Origin of the sequence: Marinobacter sp., assembly GCF_965229985.1 — a bacterium.
In the GTDB taxonomy this organism is placed as follows: Bacteria; Pseudomonadota; Gammaproteobacteria; order Pseudomonadales; family Oleiphilaceae; genus Marinobacter.
The window spans coordinates 2,370,970-2,389,211 of the sequence record NZ_OZ245935.1 but is presented as its reverse complement, the minus strand read 5'-3'; the positions used below and the strand labels follow the sequence as shown (position 1 = coordinate 2,389,211).

Genomic DNA, 18,242 nt, shown 5'->3' with positions numbered 1-18,242 from the left:
CCGGAACCCACAGATCAAGAGGAAGGCCATGGCCAACGAACACTCCCCGGCCCGTAACGGGGCCGAGTTGTTTATCCGGGCGCTGGAAAACGAAGGCGTTGAATACATTTTCGCGGTGCCCGGTGAGGAGAATCTCGCCTTCCTTGAAGCTCTGCGGACCTCCAGTATCAAGCTGGTACTCAACCGCCATGAACAGGCTGCCGGGTTCATGGCCGCCACCTATGGCCGCCTGACCGGCCGGGTGGGTGTGTGTCTTTCCACACTGGGGCCAGGAGCCACCAACTTCGTAACCGCAGCCGCCTATGCCCAGCTCGGCGGTATGCCGATGATGATGATCTCGGGCCAGAAGCCCATCAAATCCTCCAAGCAGGGGTTGTTCCAGATCCTGGATGTGGTGGATCTGATGCGTCCGCTTACCAAGTACACCCGGCAGATCACCAATGCCAACACCATACCCGCCAAGGTTCGGGAAGCTTTCCGTCTGGCTTCCGAGGAACGCCCGGGTGCGGTGCATCTGGAGTTGCCGGAAGACATTGCCGACGAGGTGCCTGAATCCGACACCCATATTTTCAAACCCAGTGATGCCCGCCGGCCCTCAGCCAGTCCCAAAAGCCTGGAGATGGCCTGCGAAATGCTTCGCGAAGCCCGGCATCCCCTGATCATGATTGGTGCCGGCGCCAACCGGAAGCGGGTGTCCCAGGCGCTGCTGCACCTGGTGAATGTCACCGGCATCCCGTTCTTTACCACCCAGATGGGCAAGGGCGTGGTGGATGAGCGTCACCCCCGTTATCTGGGCAACGCTGCTCTGTCGGCCGGGGATTTCGTGCACTGTGCAATAGATCGGGCAGATCTGGTGATCAATGTCGGCCACGATGTGGTGGAGAAGCCACCTTTCTTCATGACCCCCGGCGGCAAGAAAGTCATTCATGTGAACTTCAGTGCTGCCGACGTGGACCCGGTGTATTTTCCTCAGCACGAGGTGGTGGGAGATATCGCCAACAGCGTGGAATACATGGCCGAGAACTGTGGCCAATGCGCCAACCACGACTTCACTCGCCTGATGGAAGTGAAAGAGGCGGTGGACGCCCACCTGCAGGAGCGGGCCGAGGATGCCCGTTTCCCGGTGATTCCCCAGCGTATTGTTCATGATGTACGTCAGGTGATGCCGGAGGACGGGATCATCACCCTGGATAACGGCATGTACAAACTCTGGTTTGCCCGCAATTACCCGGCCTACGACAACAACACCGTGCTTCTCGACAACGCACTGGCGTCCATGGGCGCCGGCCTGCCCAGCGGGATGATGGCTTCCATGCTGTATCCGGATCTCAAGGTGATGGCGGTCTGCGGCGATGGCGGCTTCATGATGAACAGCCAGGAACTTGAGACCGCGGTACGCCTGAACCTTAACCTGGTGGTGTTGATTATCAACGACAGTGCCTACGGCATGATCAAGTGGAAGCAGGGGCAGGAGGGTTACACCGATTTCGGGCTGGACTATCGCAATCCGGATTTTGTCACCTACGCCGAATCCTATGGTGCCAAGGGGCACCGGGTGACCCGCACGGAAGACCTGCGGCCAACGCTGGAGCAGGCCCTGGCAGAGGGCGGTGTCCACCTGGTCGAGGTGCCGGTGGATTACAGTGAAAACCGTCGGGTGTTTGATGAGGAGCTGGCGGAACTGACCTGCAGGTTGTAAGGGGTGTATCATGCTCTGCGGATGTTGAACCCGAGGTAACACAGCAATGATCCGTTTCCTTACCCGTGGCCTGATTGCCGCCCTGACACTGACCATGCTCGCCGGTTGTAGCAACCCCGAGACGCCCCAGGAAGTGGCGGCGGCCTTCTGGCAGGCCATGGCCGAGAACGATGCCGGCGACGTGATGGAGTACTCCACCCTGGCGGACACCGCCGCGTTCGACGGTTACCAGCGGAGCTGGACGGATGCTGTGCCATCGTTCGGGCGGGTGGTCATCGAAGACCGTGAAGCCACCATCGTAACCCGCCTGCCTCCCGAGGCGGGCACCGAGGGCGAGCGGCTGGAGCTGGTCACCTACCTTGTGCGCGTCCAGGAGCACTGGCTGGTGGATTACGACCGCACCGGCGAGGCCATCCTCAATCCCTCCCCGTTCAACAGCATCATGGGTGAGCTCAGCCGGCTTGGCGACGAGCTCAGCGCCCGTTTCTCCTCATCCTCAGACGACTTTGAGCAGCAAATGGAACAGCTGGCTCAAGACCTGGAGGCCTATTCTGAGGAAATGGGCCGGCAGGCAGAGAGCGCCATGGACGAGTTCGGTAAAAAGCTGCAAGAAGCCATGCGGGAGCTTGAACGCTCGGTGGAAGAAGCCCTGAAAGACAATGAGCCAACACCCGAGGAGGACCGGGTGATCCTGGAACAGGCTGCCCGGGATCTGGATCGCCAGGCCGATGAGCTGAGCGATCCGACCATGGAATCCCTCGCCAACGCCAGTCGTACCGTGGCGGAAACCGGCGAACGCTTCACCCGCCTGAGCGAGGATACCCTGAACCGTTATCAGGATGAGTGGCAACAGAAGCTGGCTGAGATGCGCGCCGACGCAGACGAATTCATCGAGCAGCTCAGGCCTTAACGGGCCTGCTCTGCGCCTCTCAACATGGCCTGAAGCAACTCTTCGGCATCAAACTTGGTCAGGGCCTCGTTGGCACCAACCTGATTGGCATAACTCAGGCTCATCTCACTGTTCAGTGATGTATGCAGAATGATGTAGGGCTGCTTCAGCGCTGAATTGTCCCGGACATTGAACGCCAGCTCGTACCCGTCCAGCCCCGGCATCTCGATATCGCTCACCAGGATGTCTGTGGGCCGGCCCAGTTCGTGGTCCCGCAGCAGGATCTGCAGGGCATCATCGCCATTGGACGTTACCTGATAGGGGATGTCCTTGCTGTCCAGCACATCCGAGAGCTGCTTCCTGGCAACCTGGGAATCGTCCACCATGAGAATGTTCAGGGCCTTGAGGGTCTCACTCTGCACATCTGTGAGCACTACCTCCTGGGTATCCAGGGATTCCGGGTACACCTTGGCCAGCAGCAATTCCACATCCAGCAACTGGATGATATCGCCCTCCACGTCCAGCAGGCCGGTGATAAAGGCCTTGTTGCCCAGGGCCTTGGGCGGCGGCATTACTTCCTTCCAGTCGGTTTCGATAATCTGCTGAACGCTGCGCACCAGAAAACCGATCTCCTGGCGCTGGATATCCGTGACAATAATCGAGGCCTTTTCCTGTTCTTCCCGGGTCAGCGGTGGGTAGCCCACGGCCGCGGCCATATCAATAACAGGAACGGCGGAACCCCGGAAAGTGGCCGTGCCGATGACCGCATGATGGCTGTGAGGCAGCTTGGTCAGCCGCATGAAAGGCAGGATTTCCCGGATCTTCAGGGTACCGATCCCGAACAGACGCTCGCCGGAAAGCCGGAACAGCAGAAGTTTCTGGGTCTGCTTCGCTTTGCTGGACATAAAACCGGGTCCTTTCAACTGCAAAAGCCCCTGAAGCAGGAGCTTTTTCAAGAAGTTGGTTCAACAGGCTGTTTGCCGGACATTGTTCAGCCCGCAAACCAGGGGTATGTAGCAATAGTAGCAGCTTTACCGTGAACGGGGATTCAGAAGGATTGTTTCAAATGGTGACAGAGTTTCTCTATGCCGTGGCGTCACCAGGGAAGATTGTTTAAAACGAACCAGGCTGTGCCACCGGTCGCCAGAATTGCCACCAGCGCGAGCAGGCCATCCCGGGCCACAATGGCCAGGCCAAACGCCATCAGGGCAATTCCGGCACCGTTGGCGCTGAATGGAATTACCTCCATCAGTGGCATGGCAGCGGCCACAACCATACAGATGATGGCGATAACATATTGGCCCGGCCCGCGAACCAGCCAGAGTAGCCGTTGTTTGGTCCAGCGATCCATAAAACGGGCCGGCTTTGCCATCCAGTCCAGTCCCTTGGCAAGCTTTTTTCTCTCAATGTTCCGGCGCGCCAGCTTGGACGGAATCCAGATCGAGTGTCGCTGGAAAATCAGTTGCCCAAGGGTAAGTAACACCATCAGGCCGAGCAGGGTGGGCACCCCGGGAATGTCACCAATCAGCGGCGCCAGCGTAATAACGCCGGCGATCAGAACGAGCGGGCCAAATGAGCGCTCACCGACGGCTTCCAGTACATCGCCCACAGACACCTGAGCCTGTCCCTCGGTATTCGAGCGGAGGCGCTCCAGAAGCTCTGTCAGGCTGGCTGGGTCGTCTGGCTGGTTCATGGCGTTGGTTGAGGCTCCTTTCAATATTTCTCAGACACTACCTTGATTGAGTAAAGAGTGCATGACCATCAGATGACGGAAGGGTTAGCATCGATCTGGTTTTTCAGCGGTTTTGAGCCAGGGACTTATTGGTCTATATTGAACAGAGTTTCCTTCCTCAGCGGCACCAAAGATGTATACAGGCAAGAGTAGCGGATTCCCGTTCTCACAGTCGTTGCCCCCGCGCTTATTTGGACCAGTTTTTCGCAAATCTGCTTTGGTCTTGGCGTCTATGGTCTGTTTTGCGGCCCCAACCTATGGCGACTGCGACATCACCTTGCGCTGGGATGATGACCCGCCGTATTTCATGGTCCAGGATGATGAGGTGGTTGGTATTGATGCCGATCTGGTTCGTGAAGCTATGAAGCGCCTTGAATGTGGCCTTTCTTTCGAAAAATTGCCTTGGGCAAGGGCGCTCCGGGAACTGCGTGACGGGCGGGTGGATATGCTCTCCGGTGCCTATCAGACGCCCGAGCGCGAACAGTATGCCCACTACTCGAAAGTGGTTGGCCTGGTATCCCCCAATATCTTGTTTGTTCGGCGGTCTGACGAGGGCAGGTTCGATTTGAGCGGGTTGCGAGAACTGCTGGAATCGGATTTCAGACTCGGCGCCCAGATTAACGTGTCTTATAGCGACGAATACAGCGCCCTTGTCCAGAATCCGGACTATGAACAAAACATTCAGTATCTCTCCCGCCGGGAGTCGCTCTGGAGAATGCTGGCCCGCAATCGAATCGATGGCGTGGTTGCCAGCAGGCTAACCGGCCTGTACGAGATACAGGAACTGGGGCTTTCCGACAAGATCATGCCCAGCTCACTGGTAGTGTCCAATAAACCCGCGTACTTCGTTTTCTCCAAAGCATCGGTTGGCTCCGAGTTTGTGGCAGATTTTGATCTTGTGCTGCAGGCGATGCTGGATGACGGGACGTTTGCGGCCATTGTGAATCGGTATGTTTGCGTGCCCGGAGGCTCTGGGCTGGCAGAGGCGCAGGCGGATAGGGGCGCATGCCCGTTGGCGATTCGTTGACGTTCGGCCAGGTTTTGGAGAGCGTGTAACGAAAAAAGCCCCTGAAATCAGGGGCTTTCTCTTGGTTGTTTGGTGGAGACGGCGGGAGTCTGTTCCCTCAATCTGGCATGAAAAAAAGCACCTCGAAAACAGCGTCTTGCCATTTCCGATGGTTTGGTCACACGTCGTTTGTGACTATCTCTGTGACCTAATGGTAGTTGGAGATTAATCCGCCATCAATCCGCCCCAATTCGGCGACGCCAATTTTCAGGAGCGTGAGCCATCACCCAGCCATTGAGATCGTCAGGTAGGTGCATCGCTCTCCGTTGGGCTTGCGGCCAAGGGAACCACTGCCTGATTTCTTCATTCGTATAGTTGCCACTTTCCACCAGTTCGGCGAACAATGAGCGGATGCTATCGATATTCGCTTGATTGCCAACGTGCTGGCTTCCCAGTGGCTCCAACAGGCTCTCTATGCTCGATCCAATGGCAGAGAGACGTTGTTCACGGTGCACCGGCTCATCACACACACTCTTACGCTGGTCCTCAAGGTGCTCAAGGCCCGATTTAAGCGAGCGAATACTGTAAGGCGGCAAAAATGACGCAGCTTCTACCAATTTCTCAATAGTAGAGATGACTGACCGGGTCGCCGAAGACAATGTCGAAAATGGTTTTAGGGCGCTGTCTGAGGTTCTGAACGATAAAGATATACCTGTTTGGTACGCGAATTTTTGGCCCAATTGGTCGAGCTCTGCTTGCAAGTCGAGACGGCCTTCTTCCTCCGACACGGCCTCGATGACTTCCTCGAACAGATTAACGAAGACGCCTAGGAAGTTTTCGAAATCGCTAGATACTGAAAAATTACCCTCCAATGAGCCTGGATAAATGCGCTGGTGGATCGCCCTGAGGCTCATTCGCAGCTCTCGTTGCGGGGGGAGCTCAAGCTCCTCCCAGACGTTTACAAACTTGTCAGTATGAGCAAAGTGGTTGATCAACAAGTTCTGAGATTGCTGCTGCTTGATTTGTTCAGACGCTTGGACAGACCGATGGTGAGAGGCTACGAGCGCCGTTAGGGGAAAGGTGAGGCCTAAGAGCGTGAGCGACAATTTGTGGTGAATCCAGAGATTCCGGACGCCTTCAGATGAGATTTCGAATTCTAGATTCTCGACCTGACTAATCCAGATGAAGAAAACGATCGCCAGGAGGCCTGGAAGGATAATTGAACACTGGAATTGCCAAGTTCTAAACAGCCTGACCCCGGGGTCCATTGGTTGCATTATAAATCTTCTGATACGGACGTCTGGGGTTGTCATTGGGTGTCCTTCTGCAATTTTTCCATGTTTCCGCGGAAACATTTTCTTCCGGCAATCCTACGGGTTTTTGTCGGTGCAATGGAATCATCGCCAGATGATCATTGTGATTGGGCCCCGGCCTGAAGCGTTTTTCGTCATACTTTTCTAGTACTTTTTTCAACTTTGCTGGCGGTATAAGGACGCTGATTTTGAGTCTCGGGAGACCCAAACCAACAGGGTCGGGTAGGCAGGTAAGGCTCTAAAGCAATGACAGAACCTCACCGTAAAATTTTCCATGGGCGAAAGGAAGTTCGAAGGGGCAAAGCCGTTCGGACATGGCTTTCCCTTATAGGGGGTTATACGTATTAGGTCGGCTGGAGTTGTAGGACAGCCAGTTAAGTGTGCTGATGGTTTCTTGCTGCAAGGCCCGGCTGAGCACAAAGGGGCGTGACACTGGCCAAAGAGATCTCAGTGCGATGTTCTTGCAGGCATACCGGACTGGGCCTAGCAGCCCTCTCAGGGTGTCAGGTTCGATGTGATCTCCTTCTCTGGTCCCTTGCTGTTGAATGCAAACTGACCTGGGCCGCCCACCGCCAAGGTTTTTCTTCAGAAGCTGCGACAGCTCGTCAATGTTCGCTCGCGGGTTTAGAAGGCTAAACACAGCGTGGATGTGGGGCTCGACCGTCATCGGGGATGAATTGCCATAGGTAAAGGTGTTGCGGGTAGCTGCATGCTTGGAAAGGTTCTCTAAAACGTACCAGTACACCGGGCGAGATTCGCCCGCCGCTTTGAACGTCCGGTTGAGCTGATCTCGAACGTAGTCAAACGTTGCTTGGGCGGTGCATGGATTGTTCAGTTTGGCGCTGAGTTTAGGGCTTAGATTCAAGGTCAGCGAGTAGGCTTTGCCTATTCGATGAAGGGTGATGTTGGCCGCCGTTAGTTTTTGTCTGGTGTGGTAGCGCTTCCATTGAGATTTTTTGAAATCCAGTCTTGTGAAAGAACTACCTAATACCCCTATTACTGGTTCACGTAACCTGCGAGATGCTACGACGCCCATTAGCTCTGGCGTGGGCAGGATTCTGTTCGGGCGGCCCATACGTTTTTTTTCCTTTTAACTAGCGTTAGAAGCAGGCCCAAGTGATGCCGAACTGCCGTCTGGCAAAGTCGACTAGATCGTCTTTGTGGTAGTACACCCTGGTCCCCACTTTTTCGAACGGCACGATGCCATACTTAGTGAAGCGATTGCCTCTGCGATTCGATTCTAGGGCGTATATCCAGTTTTTCGCGGCCTCCACAGTCAGGGCCAGCCAATTGGCAGCTTCGGTAGTTGACAGGTGGTCGCTTGAAGGTCTGGCACTCATAGCTTTTGCCTCAATCATCGTGGCGAAATTGCCACCCTGATTTTTGACCTGAGCACGGCTCGCTGTAAAGTGCGTTAATGTGCGTATCTCTTTGAAAAATATGCAATAAAATTATGGTATTTATTGGGTAGTGACGACTTCTTTCATAATTCGATAGACGGATTGCCTGCTAATTTTGAGTTGCCGTGCAACTTCCGATGGCGGTATGTGACTTTGGAGCAGTGCCGATACCCTCTCGCGATCAATGCGCTTTTCGCTTCCGCGGAACTTGCCTTCAATTTTCGCTTTGGCGATGCCTGACATTTGGCGCTCGCGTCGGAGGTTGTTTTCAAATTCAGCAAATACGCCCAGCATTTGGAGAAACGCTTTCCCGCTGGCGGACGAAGTGTTGATCTGTTGATCGATGATTTCGAGGCTGGCGCCTTTGCGCTCGACGTCGGCAACGATATTCTGCAGATCGAGTAAATTTCTCGCTAAACGATCCAATTTCCACACTACGAGCACATCGCCATCCGTGAGCACCTCGAGTAACAGCTCGAGCACGGGACGCCCAGAACGACTCGTACCGGATGCTTTCTCCTCTCTCACTACAGCACTCGGGTAGCGCTTTAAAACGGCCTCTCGCTGCGCTGAAGTGTCTTGTTCGTTGGTTGATACTCTGCAGTAGGCGAAAACGGTCATGGTGCCTCCTCGGCGTCACAGTGAAGTTATAGAGCTCGTCGAGAACAGCGTAACAATGACCGAAAAGGAAGTCGGGTGTTACAGGTTGGGGGAGTAACACTGGGGTATACTTCAGTTTGACAGCCCTGTTTGGAGCCGAAACTGTCGATCTGCTATTGGAATTTCGGTGATGAGCTCGACCTTAAGGTAACGTTGCATTACTATCTGCCGCTATAAAATCATCCCGATTGGGGCGCTATGTCCAACACTAAGATTCCCAAAGTGCTTTCCTTGTTTTCCGGCGCTGGCGGCTTGGATATTGGTTTCGAGCAGGCAGGGTTCGAGACGGTCGGTTGTTTAGAGAGCGACTTTTATGCAAGAGAGACGCTCAAGCTGAATCGTCCTGGTTGGCCCTTATTAAGCCCATCTGACGTCACTCTGTGGGAATCGGGTCGAATCAGTAAAGCTTTGGGTTTGGCTGTTGGCGAGCTAGATCTTTTGTTAGCGGGGCCTCCATGCCAGCCGTTCTCCAAAGCTTCTTACTGGAGTAATGGTAAGGCGAAGAGCATGGCAGATCCTCGGGCAGCAACCTTGATGAAGACCCTGGATTTCGTTGAGGAGCTTTTGCCTAGAGCCGTAGTCATTGAAAACGTTCCGGCGTTTGCCTATCGAAAACAAAACGAAGGGCTCCGCTTGATACGCAGCTCCTTGAGGAAAATCAATAAGAAGCACGGCACGAATTACAGTAGCACTTTGACTGTTATTAATGCGGTACATTATGGGGTGCCGCAGCGCAGAGAAAGGGCATTTATTGTTGTTTACAGGGACGGAAAGAGGTTTCGTTCACCGGTGACGACCAATAGCGCCTCCGCTTCGTCAAAGAAGGCTCCGCTCATTTCAGCTTTCGATGCTTTTGACGGGCTAGAAGTCGGGGATGCGGAACGTCGAGATTTGGCGCTTGGAGGCAAATGGGCGGACTTGCTGCCCTCGATACCTGAGGGGCGAAATTATCTCTACCATACTCCGGAGGGAGAGGGTGTTCCGCTATTCGGATGGCGCACCAGATATTGGTCGTTCTTGTTAAAGCTCTCGAGAGAACTCCCATCTTGGACACTGCCTGCTTCGCCCGGCCCGGCAACAGGTCCTTTTCACTGGGAAAATAGGCACTTGTCAGTGAGAGAGATGTGTAGGCTTCAAACGTTCCCCGATTCTTGGAACATCGTTGGTAGTTACCGTGAAGCGAGGAAACAGATCGGTAACGCTGTTCCTTCTGCAATGGCCGAAGCTGTAGCTCGCAGGGTGTGGAGCGATCTTTTGAGACTTCCTTACGATTCTTCCCTGTCGTTGGCATTGAACCCTACAAGCGCTTGTATTCCCGCATATGAATTAGCCTCTGTGCCAGATAAGTACCTTGATTTAGTCGGCCCACATCGTCGCCATCCAGGCAGCGGGAAAGGGCCCGCTGCCTCGAAGTGGGCGAAGGAGCATTCAGTAGCTCACGGGTGAATATCCGCGAATTTTGATGTCATCCATTGATGACTCAAATATGAGGTGCTTGCAGGCGGATCGCAGCGACTTCCAGAGCATTGCCGATTCATAGTCATCAAGTTCTGATGGGATATGGTCGAGCAAAGACTGAGCACAGACTACAATTAGTCTCTCTTGTGTTCGCGAAAAAGCAACGTTCGCCCTGTTGAGGTTTAGTATAAAGCTGGCAGATGCGCCGATCGCTGCAGGGTCACTTTCAGTGCCTGACACTATGATAATTGGCCGCTCACCCCCTTGAAGCCGCTCAACAGTATCGATAACGTTCGTGCATTGCTCGAAAGCTTTGAGTTCTTCTTTGAGCAGTGCTCTTTGGGCTCGATGAGGCGTGATTACTGCTACAGAGCCATCTGGGAGTTCCTGTGGCACTGATAGGAACTCTTTTATCAGGCTGGCCTCGAAACTATTGCTTTTTCTCGAAGCGTTTTCTTCATGTACCAGAAGAATCAGTCCTGCAGTGTTGCTCCAGATTTTGGTTAGCGGGTTGTCTTCTTGGCTATGCCCATTCGGTGTCTGCGTGGTTTCATCAGGACCCTCTAATTGAATCTGGTCGAGACTATAGACCCGTGAGATTAGATCACGAATAACCGGCGGAAGCCGGAAAGTGAAGGTAAGTGGCGATTGAGTGCATTGTCTCGAATCCACTTCGCTCTCCTCAACGAGCCGCAATACAGCATCGTAGGCGCTCACGTAAGGCTGGTAGAGTTGGGTCGGTGGGCGATCCTCTGATTCCCAGTCGTTTGCTACGATTGGCGGTAGCTGACGGTTGTCCCCGCTTAACAATATTTGGGCCTTTTCGTTGACTAAGGATGCCAAAGCCAAAAAGTGTGGAAAGACCATCATGCTTGCTTCATCGACTACTAGTAAATCAGCTAGAAAACCGGTTGGAGTACTCTTGAACGACGAGCTCTTAGAGTGTTTCGCGCACATTTTTAGGAGAGCTGATGTTGTTCCACCAATTACGGCGATACCGCCCTTACACATCTTTTGGATTGCTCGTGTAGGCGCATCTGCTTTGATGTGCACTACATCTGTCAGGCCTTTTAGCTCATCGGGAACATCTTTGGAGTGAACACGAGAAAAGGTTAAGTCTTTTACTTTCAATCCAACAGATTCAGCTGCGCCTGCGAAGCTTGCTGAATACTCCTGAAGCCTGGAAAGCAAAGTGTCTACTGCTAAGTGTGTGTTCGCACCGACGAGAATTACTGCGCCCTTTTCCAGTCTTACTGCGGCATGCGCCAAAATAGAGGATGCGGTAGTAACCGTTTTTCCAGTTCCAGGAGGTCCTTTGAGCAGGTGAACAGTCGTTGCTGTGCTGTTTAATACGGCTGTTTTTTGATCGTCTTTTAGGCCATGACCGTTTGGCAAAACCCAACAATCTAAGCAATCCTCAAGCTTCTTTTCTTTACTATTCGGGATAGGACTGGCACTGGGTAGTTCTGGGCAGGTTGGATCAAACCACGGGAAGACATGGGCGCCTTTGCTGTCCTTGAGCCTACTTTCTACCTTTGATGCCACGTAGTCGCTTGGACTCTCATCGATTGTTGCGTATGAAAAAATTTCATTGCCAGCTTCCGGGTCCCAGCTTGGAAGACAGTAGTTTGTCTCGCGGGAAAAGATGGGTTCCAGAGAAATTGTCCCTGCTTGCCAATCAATGTTTTTAACAATACCTGTTATCCCAGCTTTCCAAAGCTGCTTTATAGTTTGCGGTGCATTCAAGTCTTCATTGCGTGGGTTCAACCGGACAAATGAGCCTGTATCCAGAGAGCTTCGCCGATGGAAGTCTTCATTGGTTAGGCCAAGTGCACAGACATCCAAAACTGCGGTGATTTCATCCGAATTTCTTTTAGCATCACGCACGGGGATCGTCCGTCCCCCTTGAATTCGACGGCTAGGAGGTTGGGTATGGATTGCCAGCCAGTCGGTAACGGCAACGTGGTGATCAAGTTGGAGGAAGTCAATTGCTGCGGCAGACGTGTCATGAATGCCGAGTTGAAATTGGTGCAATCGAGAGAGATTGAGTGGGGTTTTTTCAATCTCCGGGTTTTTGTACTTTATGCGTTCCTCTAGCCAGCGTAGCGCATGGCCTCGGGCTTTAAGGTAAGCCTTGAAAAGACCCGGTGTTTCTTTCACTCTCATGTAGCGTTTAATGGAGGCGCTTACTTTTGCATCTTTTACTTCAGTGGGCTTGGGGAGTGTCCCCCAGAAAGCATGCCAATATGGCACAGAGAGCGTGTCATTAAATCGACTCCTGATTTCAAATCTAAATCGCTGTGCCCCTTCATCACCCGGAGCTGCCCATTCGTTGTTCGAATCGAGGTGAAGAGTCGACTTAAAATCGAATATGTCTTGTTCGAAAACTTTGTCGAGTTCTACTCTTTTCCCAGCTACAGTCCGAGTCCAATGGAAAGTATTACCAAACCACCTCAAAGAACTCGCGACGCTCAATGATTGACCGGTCCACCCAAGAGCAAATCGGTTCGAGATCTCACTCTGGAGCACCGAGAAAATTAGTTGTTCAGTAGGTTCTCTGCAGCCTAGCAGTTCTCGAAGGTGCCCAAGAAGGCGAGAGCCACACCGCGAGCATGCTTCAATGAGTTGTGTCATCTCTGATCTGGTATAGACATAGAAATGAACCGGGGCGTGACTGGATTGAGCAATTTCCGTAATGGATTCGAGTAATTCCTGGAAAAACTGTTCAAGTAGGGCTCTTTCTGAGGCCGTATCCTCTTCCAGAGATCTAGTCCATTTACTCGTTTGTACGAAAGCTATGTCTTTACTACTGGCGTTCTGGATATCTCGAGTACTCGATTCCGATTTCTCTTCTATTTTTGCCGCGGGCCTATACTGAGATTCTTGGGTCGTCTCGAATGGGGTAGAGATCTCGAAATCGCTGCTGGAGATGTGAGCCGAGATTGCCCCTAATCGGTTCTCGGAGTAGTCGTAATGTACTGACAGATAGACCCGAATCAAGCGATTCTCGCCCATTGTGTGGAGAGGCAGCTGGCTAAGGCCTTGGTTAGGCAGTGTCTCAACCGTATACCCCTTCAATTCAGGAGCTTCTTTATCTGGGAGAGTGGAAAGCCTGGCTTTTGCTTTCGCTTGGAGTTGAGTTAGGTTTTCATCGAAATCTTCATCAGCTACGACCGAGCTAGCCAAATCTGATTGCAGATCTATGCCAGCCAGAGCATCTAAGGTTTTTATTTCCCTTCTATTGAGAGCCCGAACTACCGAAGGTGTTATTCCGAGTAGCTCAAGCCTGCGCTGTCTGGCGCTCTCTGGCAGGCAGTGAACACTAAAAACGCAGCCGTCACATTTGGTGCTGATTTGAAACGACAGGCTATCCAGTGGAGCTTGGGAAACACGCTCGAGGAGACCCGTTGAGGAGAATAGTCTCTCCACATCAGATATCTCTGTGTCTAGATTTAGGGGAGGGGTAGAGACGATGTTTTGATATGCGTTAGTGTCTTTGTCGATACGTACAACGGTGCCCTCGATAAAATCGGGGTCTATCTCATGGCCGTTAATGTTATACGTTTCTTCGTTGATAAGGTTGCGAGTGATCAGTATGTAAGTTGCAAGCTGGATTCGGTGATAGGTTCTATCTTTCCTGCTGGCCTTCCCTTCAACAATGCGGATTATTGGTGTTCCCTCGTTCCACATAAGAGTAATGAAATCAGCTCTACCAGTGGTGCGAAAGGAACCAAAAGTCCACTCTAGAGTTACTTCTCTAGCGTAGGCATTAGTTCCGGGATCAATTCCTGAAAAAGCAGACAGAACCTGCTTTAGATTTAGACCTTCCTCGCCTTGGGGAATAGTGTAAAAGCCTTCTTCCTGGAGGTTTTTCTCCCAGAACGCCTCAGATTCGGCGCCCATTTGCTGAAGAATTGGATCCAGGGTGTTGAATAGCCTTTCGGAATGAGGCAAATCTTTGCCAATAGCTCGGTCGTTGTAGGCTAGCTTTAGTCGCCGCTCGCAGGACTCAAAACGAACAAACTCACCTATTTCACTCACCCCAATCTTGTTGGGCGCTGCGTGCTCCGGCATATACTACTCCCTGTCCATTGCTGCTTTATTGGTCTAAGACAACTCTGGAGGCTAGCCGAAAGCGACTTTAAAGAAAATGGCTAAATGTATTTTTGATACATCCCTCAGTCTTAGGTTTTCGGGCGCAGGATGTGATGTTTAATTATTGTTTTGGTTATTTAAATTTTCCAAGGCGCTGATGCTCGCTAGGTCGAAAGCCAGTAGTTCTACCGTTTTGGCGAGGTGTTCGGGGAGCAGGCGGCTTCGATACCTTCGAGTTCCAACAGACTGAGACTCATGACCAATGAGATCGTCGATTTCATAGTCAGGGCATCCGCAGCGGGAGAGCCTAGTCCAGACAGTGTGTCGAAAGCTATGGAAGGGCTTTTTGCGATCGGTTACACCACACCTTTTTCTATATCGAGCGAACCATTTTGATGCTGTCTGGCCAGGCCCCTCACGTTCCCCACGAAGCTCAGGGAACAAAACCCCTGCACCCTTCTGTCTTTGAGATTTGACGTAGTCTAATAGTCCGAGAGTTATTAGTCGGGAGTGGATAGGAACATAGCGCTCACTTGCTGATGTCTTTAGTCGTCCAGCTTCGGCGGTAATGTTAAAGCAGTGAATTCCATCTACCATCATGACGTCTTCAATACGAAGTTGGCAGATTTCGTTAAGCCTAGCTCCGGTGAAGAGGCCAATCAGAGGAACCCAGTACTGGTAACCATGTTTGAAATCTGAGTTCTGGTACTCGCTCGATCCGAAAATCTTTTCTAGGTCGGCGTCCTCAAACGGTAATCGCTCGGTCGATTCGTTGCCCCTCTTTTCCATTAGGCCGGAAGCGGGATTTCGAGCCAGCATCTCCCATTTGACGCACCAATTGAAGAACTGACTAATTCTCGAAGCGAATTTTCGTGTGGTGGACCCAGAAATGGTCTCGGATGGCTCAGTATCCAGGATTTCTTTGAGAGACAGGTGGCGAAATTGTGGCTTTTTATTGCGATTTGGCGGTAGCTTTTTAAACGCAGCGTAGGCCTTCACTACCGATTCGCGTGTCACATTGGCCAAAGGCATGTCGCCGTGAAGCTCCAGAAAGTCCTTTAGCATGGCTAAATAATCGGCTATGGATCGTGGGTTCAGGCCTCTTGAAGTCTGTTCTACGATATAGCGCTCTATCGCTTCAGAGAGCAGTGGTTTTGCCTGGGCGTTAGTCTGGGGTTGCCTAATGCTCTGCGTGAGGCTCATAAGCTCTCTCGCAGCCTCAAGCTCTTTCTCTGCATCCCCTTCGAAGTCGATAGTTACCGGGTTGTGGTTTGCATCGAAAAACGTGATCAGCTCTGTTGAGAACGTCTCCTGATCGTTTCTTCTTTTTGATGGCTTCTTTTTCATTGTTCTAAACGCAAGTTTGTACTCAGCCGCCAGTTTGGCTGCCCGAAGGGTTGCTAGCTGACGAGAGTCCGTATCAAGTGACTTCCGAATTTCAGTGGTTCCGAGTTCCAGGACTAGGTACGTAGGAATACGTATACGGAATCGATACTGGCCCGAGGCCGTCTGCAAAAGGTATTTGCCGTTCATAAAAAAAGCCGCTTGATTGTGACCACTTTCGTGACCAAAACCAAACGGCTTTTTCATTTTCAGCTCCGCCAGCCTTACCAGACTTGGCGTCCACCGGTTGTTTGGTGGAGACGGCGGGAATTGAACCCGATGCCGCAGGTTTTCGCAGGAACACAGTAATCCACTATCTCCGTCAAAACAGGCGCTTGGCAAAACGGAAGGCCACTCAACACCACAACAAATCACAGCGGCGTGGACACTTTGTTGACACCTTTCGTTACGGAAACTGCCTCCCATCCTTTCCATTAAATCGCTACTATGCTTATGAACTAGATGTGTTTTTACAGTATCAAAGGAGCTGATTGTGAGATTTACAGGGACGGTTCTCGCTGTACTCTTTGCTAACTTGCTGACCATCGCGCTCTTGTATGGTGCGTACTACTACCTCCAGTCAGATCACGGACAGATGATGCTTTATGAAATGGGGCTTCATTCCCTATTCATCCCTGTGCTCGGATCTCCTGGAAGCAACGCCCAAGAGCAGGCTTCTCAGGACAGTTTCACACAGAAAAGACTGTCCGATATGAAGCCTATGACGGTTAGGCCAGGTTCCACGACTTCAACTCCCCAGAAATCTTCCTCGAACAGGGCCTCCCAGCCTTCCCAAGAGCGGAAGCGAAATTTATCTGCTATTCGGTCTAGTCTGGAAATGTGCCGTTTCTGGAATGCTGAGTATCGAAAAGATGGCAGCTCTCAGAGCAAGCAATACCGGGACGCCGCATGTTCTCGCTATGAGCGCTTTTCTGGCCGAGACAGCAGCAACGTAGTGAACCTGGCTTCCTCTTCATCGCTATCTTCGAAGCCAAGTAACCAAGAGTGGCAGGAACGAAGGGATCGGCAGCTTGAAGAACAACGCAAGGCTAAACAGAAAGCCAAGCATGAGAAATACTGCCAAGGGTTGAGCGAGGAGATAGACCATTACGATTCACTGCTTAGGCGCGGTGGGAGTGGCTATTACGTAGCTCGTTGGAGAAGGGAGAGAAGGGAAGTCAGCCTTGAGTATTCCCGCAAGTGCCTCTTAGGTCAGTGATCGTGTAGGTAATCTCTTACGCAGCCTTGGGAATTGTACTCTGGTTCTCTTGTCTGAGACCTTCAAAATAGCTCCCGAGCCATTTGGTTAGGAGAACTAGGGTTCACCGCCGGCAAGGATGCCTTAGGCAAGCGCGACACCTGCATAGTGGTGTGGCCCCAGGGAGAGTCCTGCTTTTTCATTGTTAGATAGTTAAATTTGATAGTCTTTGTGGAAGCGTTTTAGGTTTGTCTTTGTTCATCTTGCTGATCCATACAGTGCTATATTGGTAGAGTGATGAAAGGTTACTCCCTCACGTTAAACGAAATAGGAAGGTTTGGCTCAAAAATTGCATTTTTGGATATCCTGCTATGCCCGCGCAGTAAATGTGTAGAATCATCTAAAAATGTGTGAATTCCGTAATTTACAGTGGCTAAAGTCCTGCTAGTATTCTATTTTGATTGTGTCGACTGAAGTGTTTTTTTGCTTTCAGTTAAGCCTCGAGGAGGCAAGAAATGTCTAGGATGATTAAAAAATATAGGAAGTATGGTTTTAGGACCGCTATTGGCTCTGCATTGAACGTTTACCCGGCCAAGAGTTATTCGGAAAGTTTGGATATGTCCATGACCGACGCCCAAAGACTCTACTCGGATTGGGTTCAGGTCGGACAAAATCTTCGTCGCGCAAGGAAGAGGTACGACCTAGAACATGGACTTTACCCGTCAAACACAGAGACTAACCACTCAGGAAACGCAGGAGCAACTGGGAAGAGTGTCGTCTGAGCCTACTGAGGTTAGCTTTCGGGGTCAGAAGTTGACCGATCCCGGTGATCCCGATCATGCCCGTTATCTTGAAAAATCTGAAAGGCGGGACCCTGATCTACTTCTGCAGTCTGCAATGTTCAGCGGTCCTCTCCCGCCGTCAGCTGAACTGGGTAAATACAATGAAATCATTCCAAACGGTGCAGACAGGATCATGTCTCTTGCTGAGAAAGAGCAAGATCACCGTCACCGAATGGATGAAAAGGCTCTAGATGGCGATATAGCGAGAGATGCGCGTGGTCAACGTTTCGGGCTAACGATTGGTATCGCCGGCTTCGTAACGGCTTTGCTCATGGTCCTTGCTGGCTATCCAGGCGTCGCAGGAGTAATCGGTGTATTAGATCTCGTTGCCCTCGTAAGTGTTTTCGTTCTCGGTAGAACCAGGGCGGATTCATCTCAAGATGATGAAGAGGATGAAAGCGCCTAGTAGTGCTTCGATGCCTCCCCCTTCTTGTTGGTTTAGTTTGCTCCACTAAATACGCTTTTAGACCTTTTCAGATATCAATGCTTTTTGCCTGATGCCGCCAGACAGGAACCCTGTCCTGTTTTCAGGCTGTTTCATTGCCGTGCCTTTCCATTTATGGGCTG

General features: G+C 51.8%; 12 protein-coding genes. 5 read left to right on the top strand and 7 right to left on the bottom strand.

Going from position 1 to position 18,242, the window contains the following annotated elements; translation table 11 throughout:
- Positions 1-28: 28 nt before the first annotated feature.
- Together ACO06L_RS11000 and ACO06L_RS10995 are read left to right on the top strand one after the other, a co-directional pair.
- Entirely contained in the window at positions 29-1,699 is a 1,671-nt protein-coding gene (locus ACO06L_RS11000; protein WP_064229967.1) for an acetolactate synthase large subunit, read from the top strand.
- Positions 1,700-1,745: 46 nt separating this feature from the next.
- Positions 1,746-2,609 carry a hypothetical protein gene (locus ACO06L_RS10995; protein ID WP_064229968.1) on the top strand — a complete coding sequence of 288 codons (864 nt, stop codon included), beginning with the start codon at positions 1,746-1,748 and terminating at the stop codon, positions 2,607-2,609.
- Here ACO06L_RS10995 and ACO06L_RS10990 read toward each other — a convergent pair.
- Both ACO06L_RS10990 and ACO06L_RS10985 read right to left on the bottom strand, forming a co-directional pair.
- Complete coding sequence (locus tag ACO06L_RS10990; RefSeq protein WP_064229969.1) at positions 2,606-3,493, bottom strand: chemotaxis protein; 888 nt, start codon at positions 3,491-3,493, stop codon at positions 2,606-2,608. The two genes, ACO06L_RS10995 and ACO06L_RS10990, sit on opposite strands and share 4 nt — an antisense overlap.
- A 191-nt stretch (positions 3,494-3,684) precedes the next feature.
- The gene (locus ACO06L_RS10985) at positions 3,685-4,281 is read right to left on the bottom strand and encodes an exopolysaccharide biosynthesis protein (RefSeq protein ID WP_064229970.1); all 597 of its coding nucleotides are present in this window, start codon (positions 4,279-4,281) and stop codon (positions 3,685-3,687) included.
- A 271-nt stretch (positions 4,282-4,552) separates the two neighbouring features.
- Here ACO06L_RS10985 and ACO06L_RS10980 point away from each other — a divergent pair, with 271 nt between their 5' ends.
- Positions 4,553-5,347: a substrate-binding periplasmic protein gene (locus ACO06L_RS10980; protein WP_064229971.1), complete on the top strand. Its 795-nt coding sequence runs from the start codon at positions 4,553-4,555 to the stop codon at positions 5,345-5,347.
- 215 nt (positions 5,348-5,562) lie between these two features.
- On the opposite strand, the gene ACO06L_RS10975 is transcribed toward ACO06L_RS10980, so the two are convergent.
- The 3 genes from ACO06L_RS10975 to ACO06L_RS10965 all read right to left on the bottom strand — a co-directional run bounded on the left by ACO06L_RS10975 (position 5,563) and on the right by ACO06L_RS10965 (position 8,660).
- Positions 5,563-6,603, bottom strand: a complete 1,041-nt coding sequence (locus tag ACO06L_RS10975) for a hypothetical protein (RefSeq protein WP_202348231.1) — start codon at positions 6,601-6,603, stop codon at positions 5,563-5,565.
- A gap of 361 nt (positions 6,604-6,964) precedes the next feature.
- Positions 6,965-7,714: a hypothetical protein gene (locus ACO06L_RS10970; protein ID WP_202348232.1), complete on the bottom strand. Its 750-nt coding sequence runs from the start codon at positions 7,712-7,714 to the stop codon at positions 6,965-6,967.
- 385 nt (positions 7,715-8,099) lie between these two features.
- Entirely contained in the window at positions 8,100-8,660 is a 561-nt protein-coding gene (locus ACO06L_RS10965; protein ID WP_202348233.1) for a recombinase family protein, read from the bottom strand.
- Positions 8,661-8,897: 237 nt separating this feature from the next.
- Here ACO06L_RS10965 and ACO06L_RS10960 point away from each other — a divergent pair, with 237 nt between their 5' ends.
- Positions 8,898-10,145, top strand: coding sequence for a DNA cytosine methyltransferase (locus ACO06L_RS10960; RefSeq protein WP_202348234.1), 1,248 nt, complete (start codon positions 8,898-8,900; stop codon positions 10,143-10,145).
- Here the strand turns inward: ACO06L_RS10960 and ACO06L_RS10955 are convergent.
- Positions 10,128-14,231, bottom strand: a complete 4,104-nt coding sequence (locus ACO06L_RS10955; protein WP_202348235.1) for an AAA domain-containing protein — start codon at positions 14,229-14,231, stop codon at positions 10,128-10,130. The genes ACO06L_RS10960 and ACO06L_RS10955 overlap by 18 nt on opposite strands.
- Positions 14,232-14,369: 138 nt before the next feature.
- Positions 14,370-15,842, bottom strand: a complete 1,473-nt coding sequence (locus ACO06L_RS10950) for a site-specific integrase (RefSeq protein WP_202348236.1) — start codon at positions 15,840-15,842, stop codon at positions 14,370-14,372.
- 1,699 nt (positions 15,843-17,541) lie between these two features.
- Here ACO06L_RS10950 and ACO06L_RS10945 point away from each other — a divergent pair.
- Entirely contained in the window at positions 17,542-18,081 is a 540-nt protein-coding gene (locus ACO06L_RS10945) for a DUF2335 domain-containing protein (protein ID WP_202348237.1), read from the top strand.
- Positions 18,082-18,242: the final 161 nt, after the last annotated feature.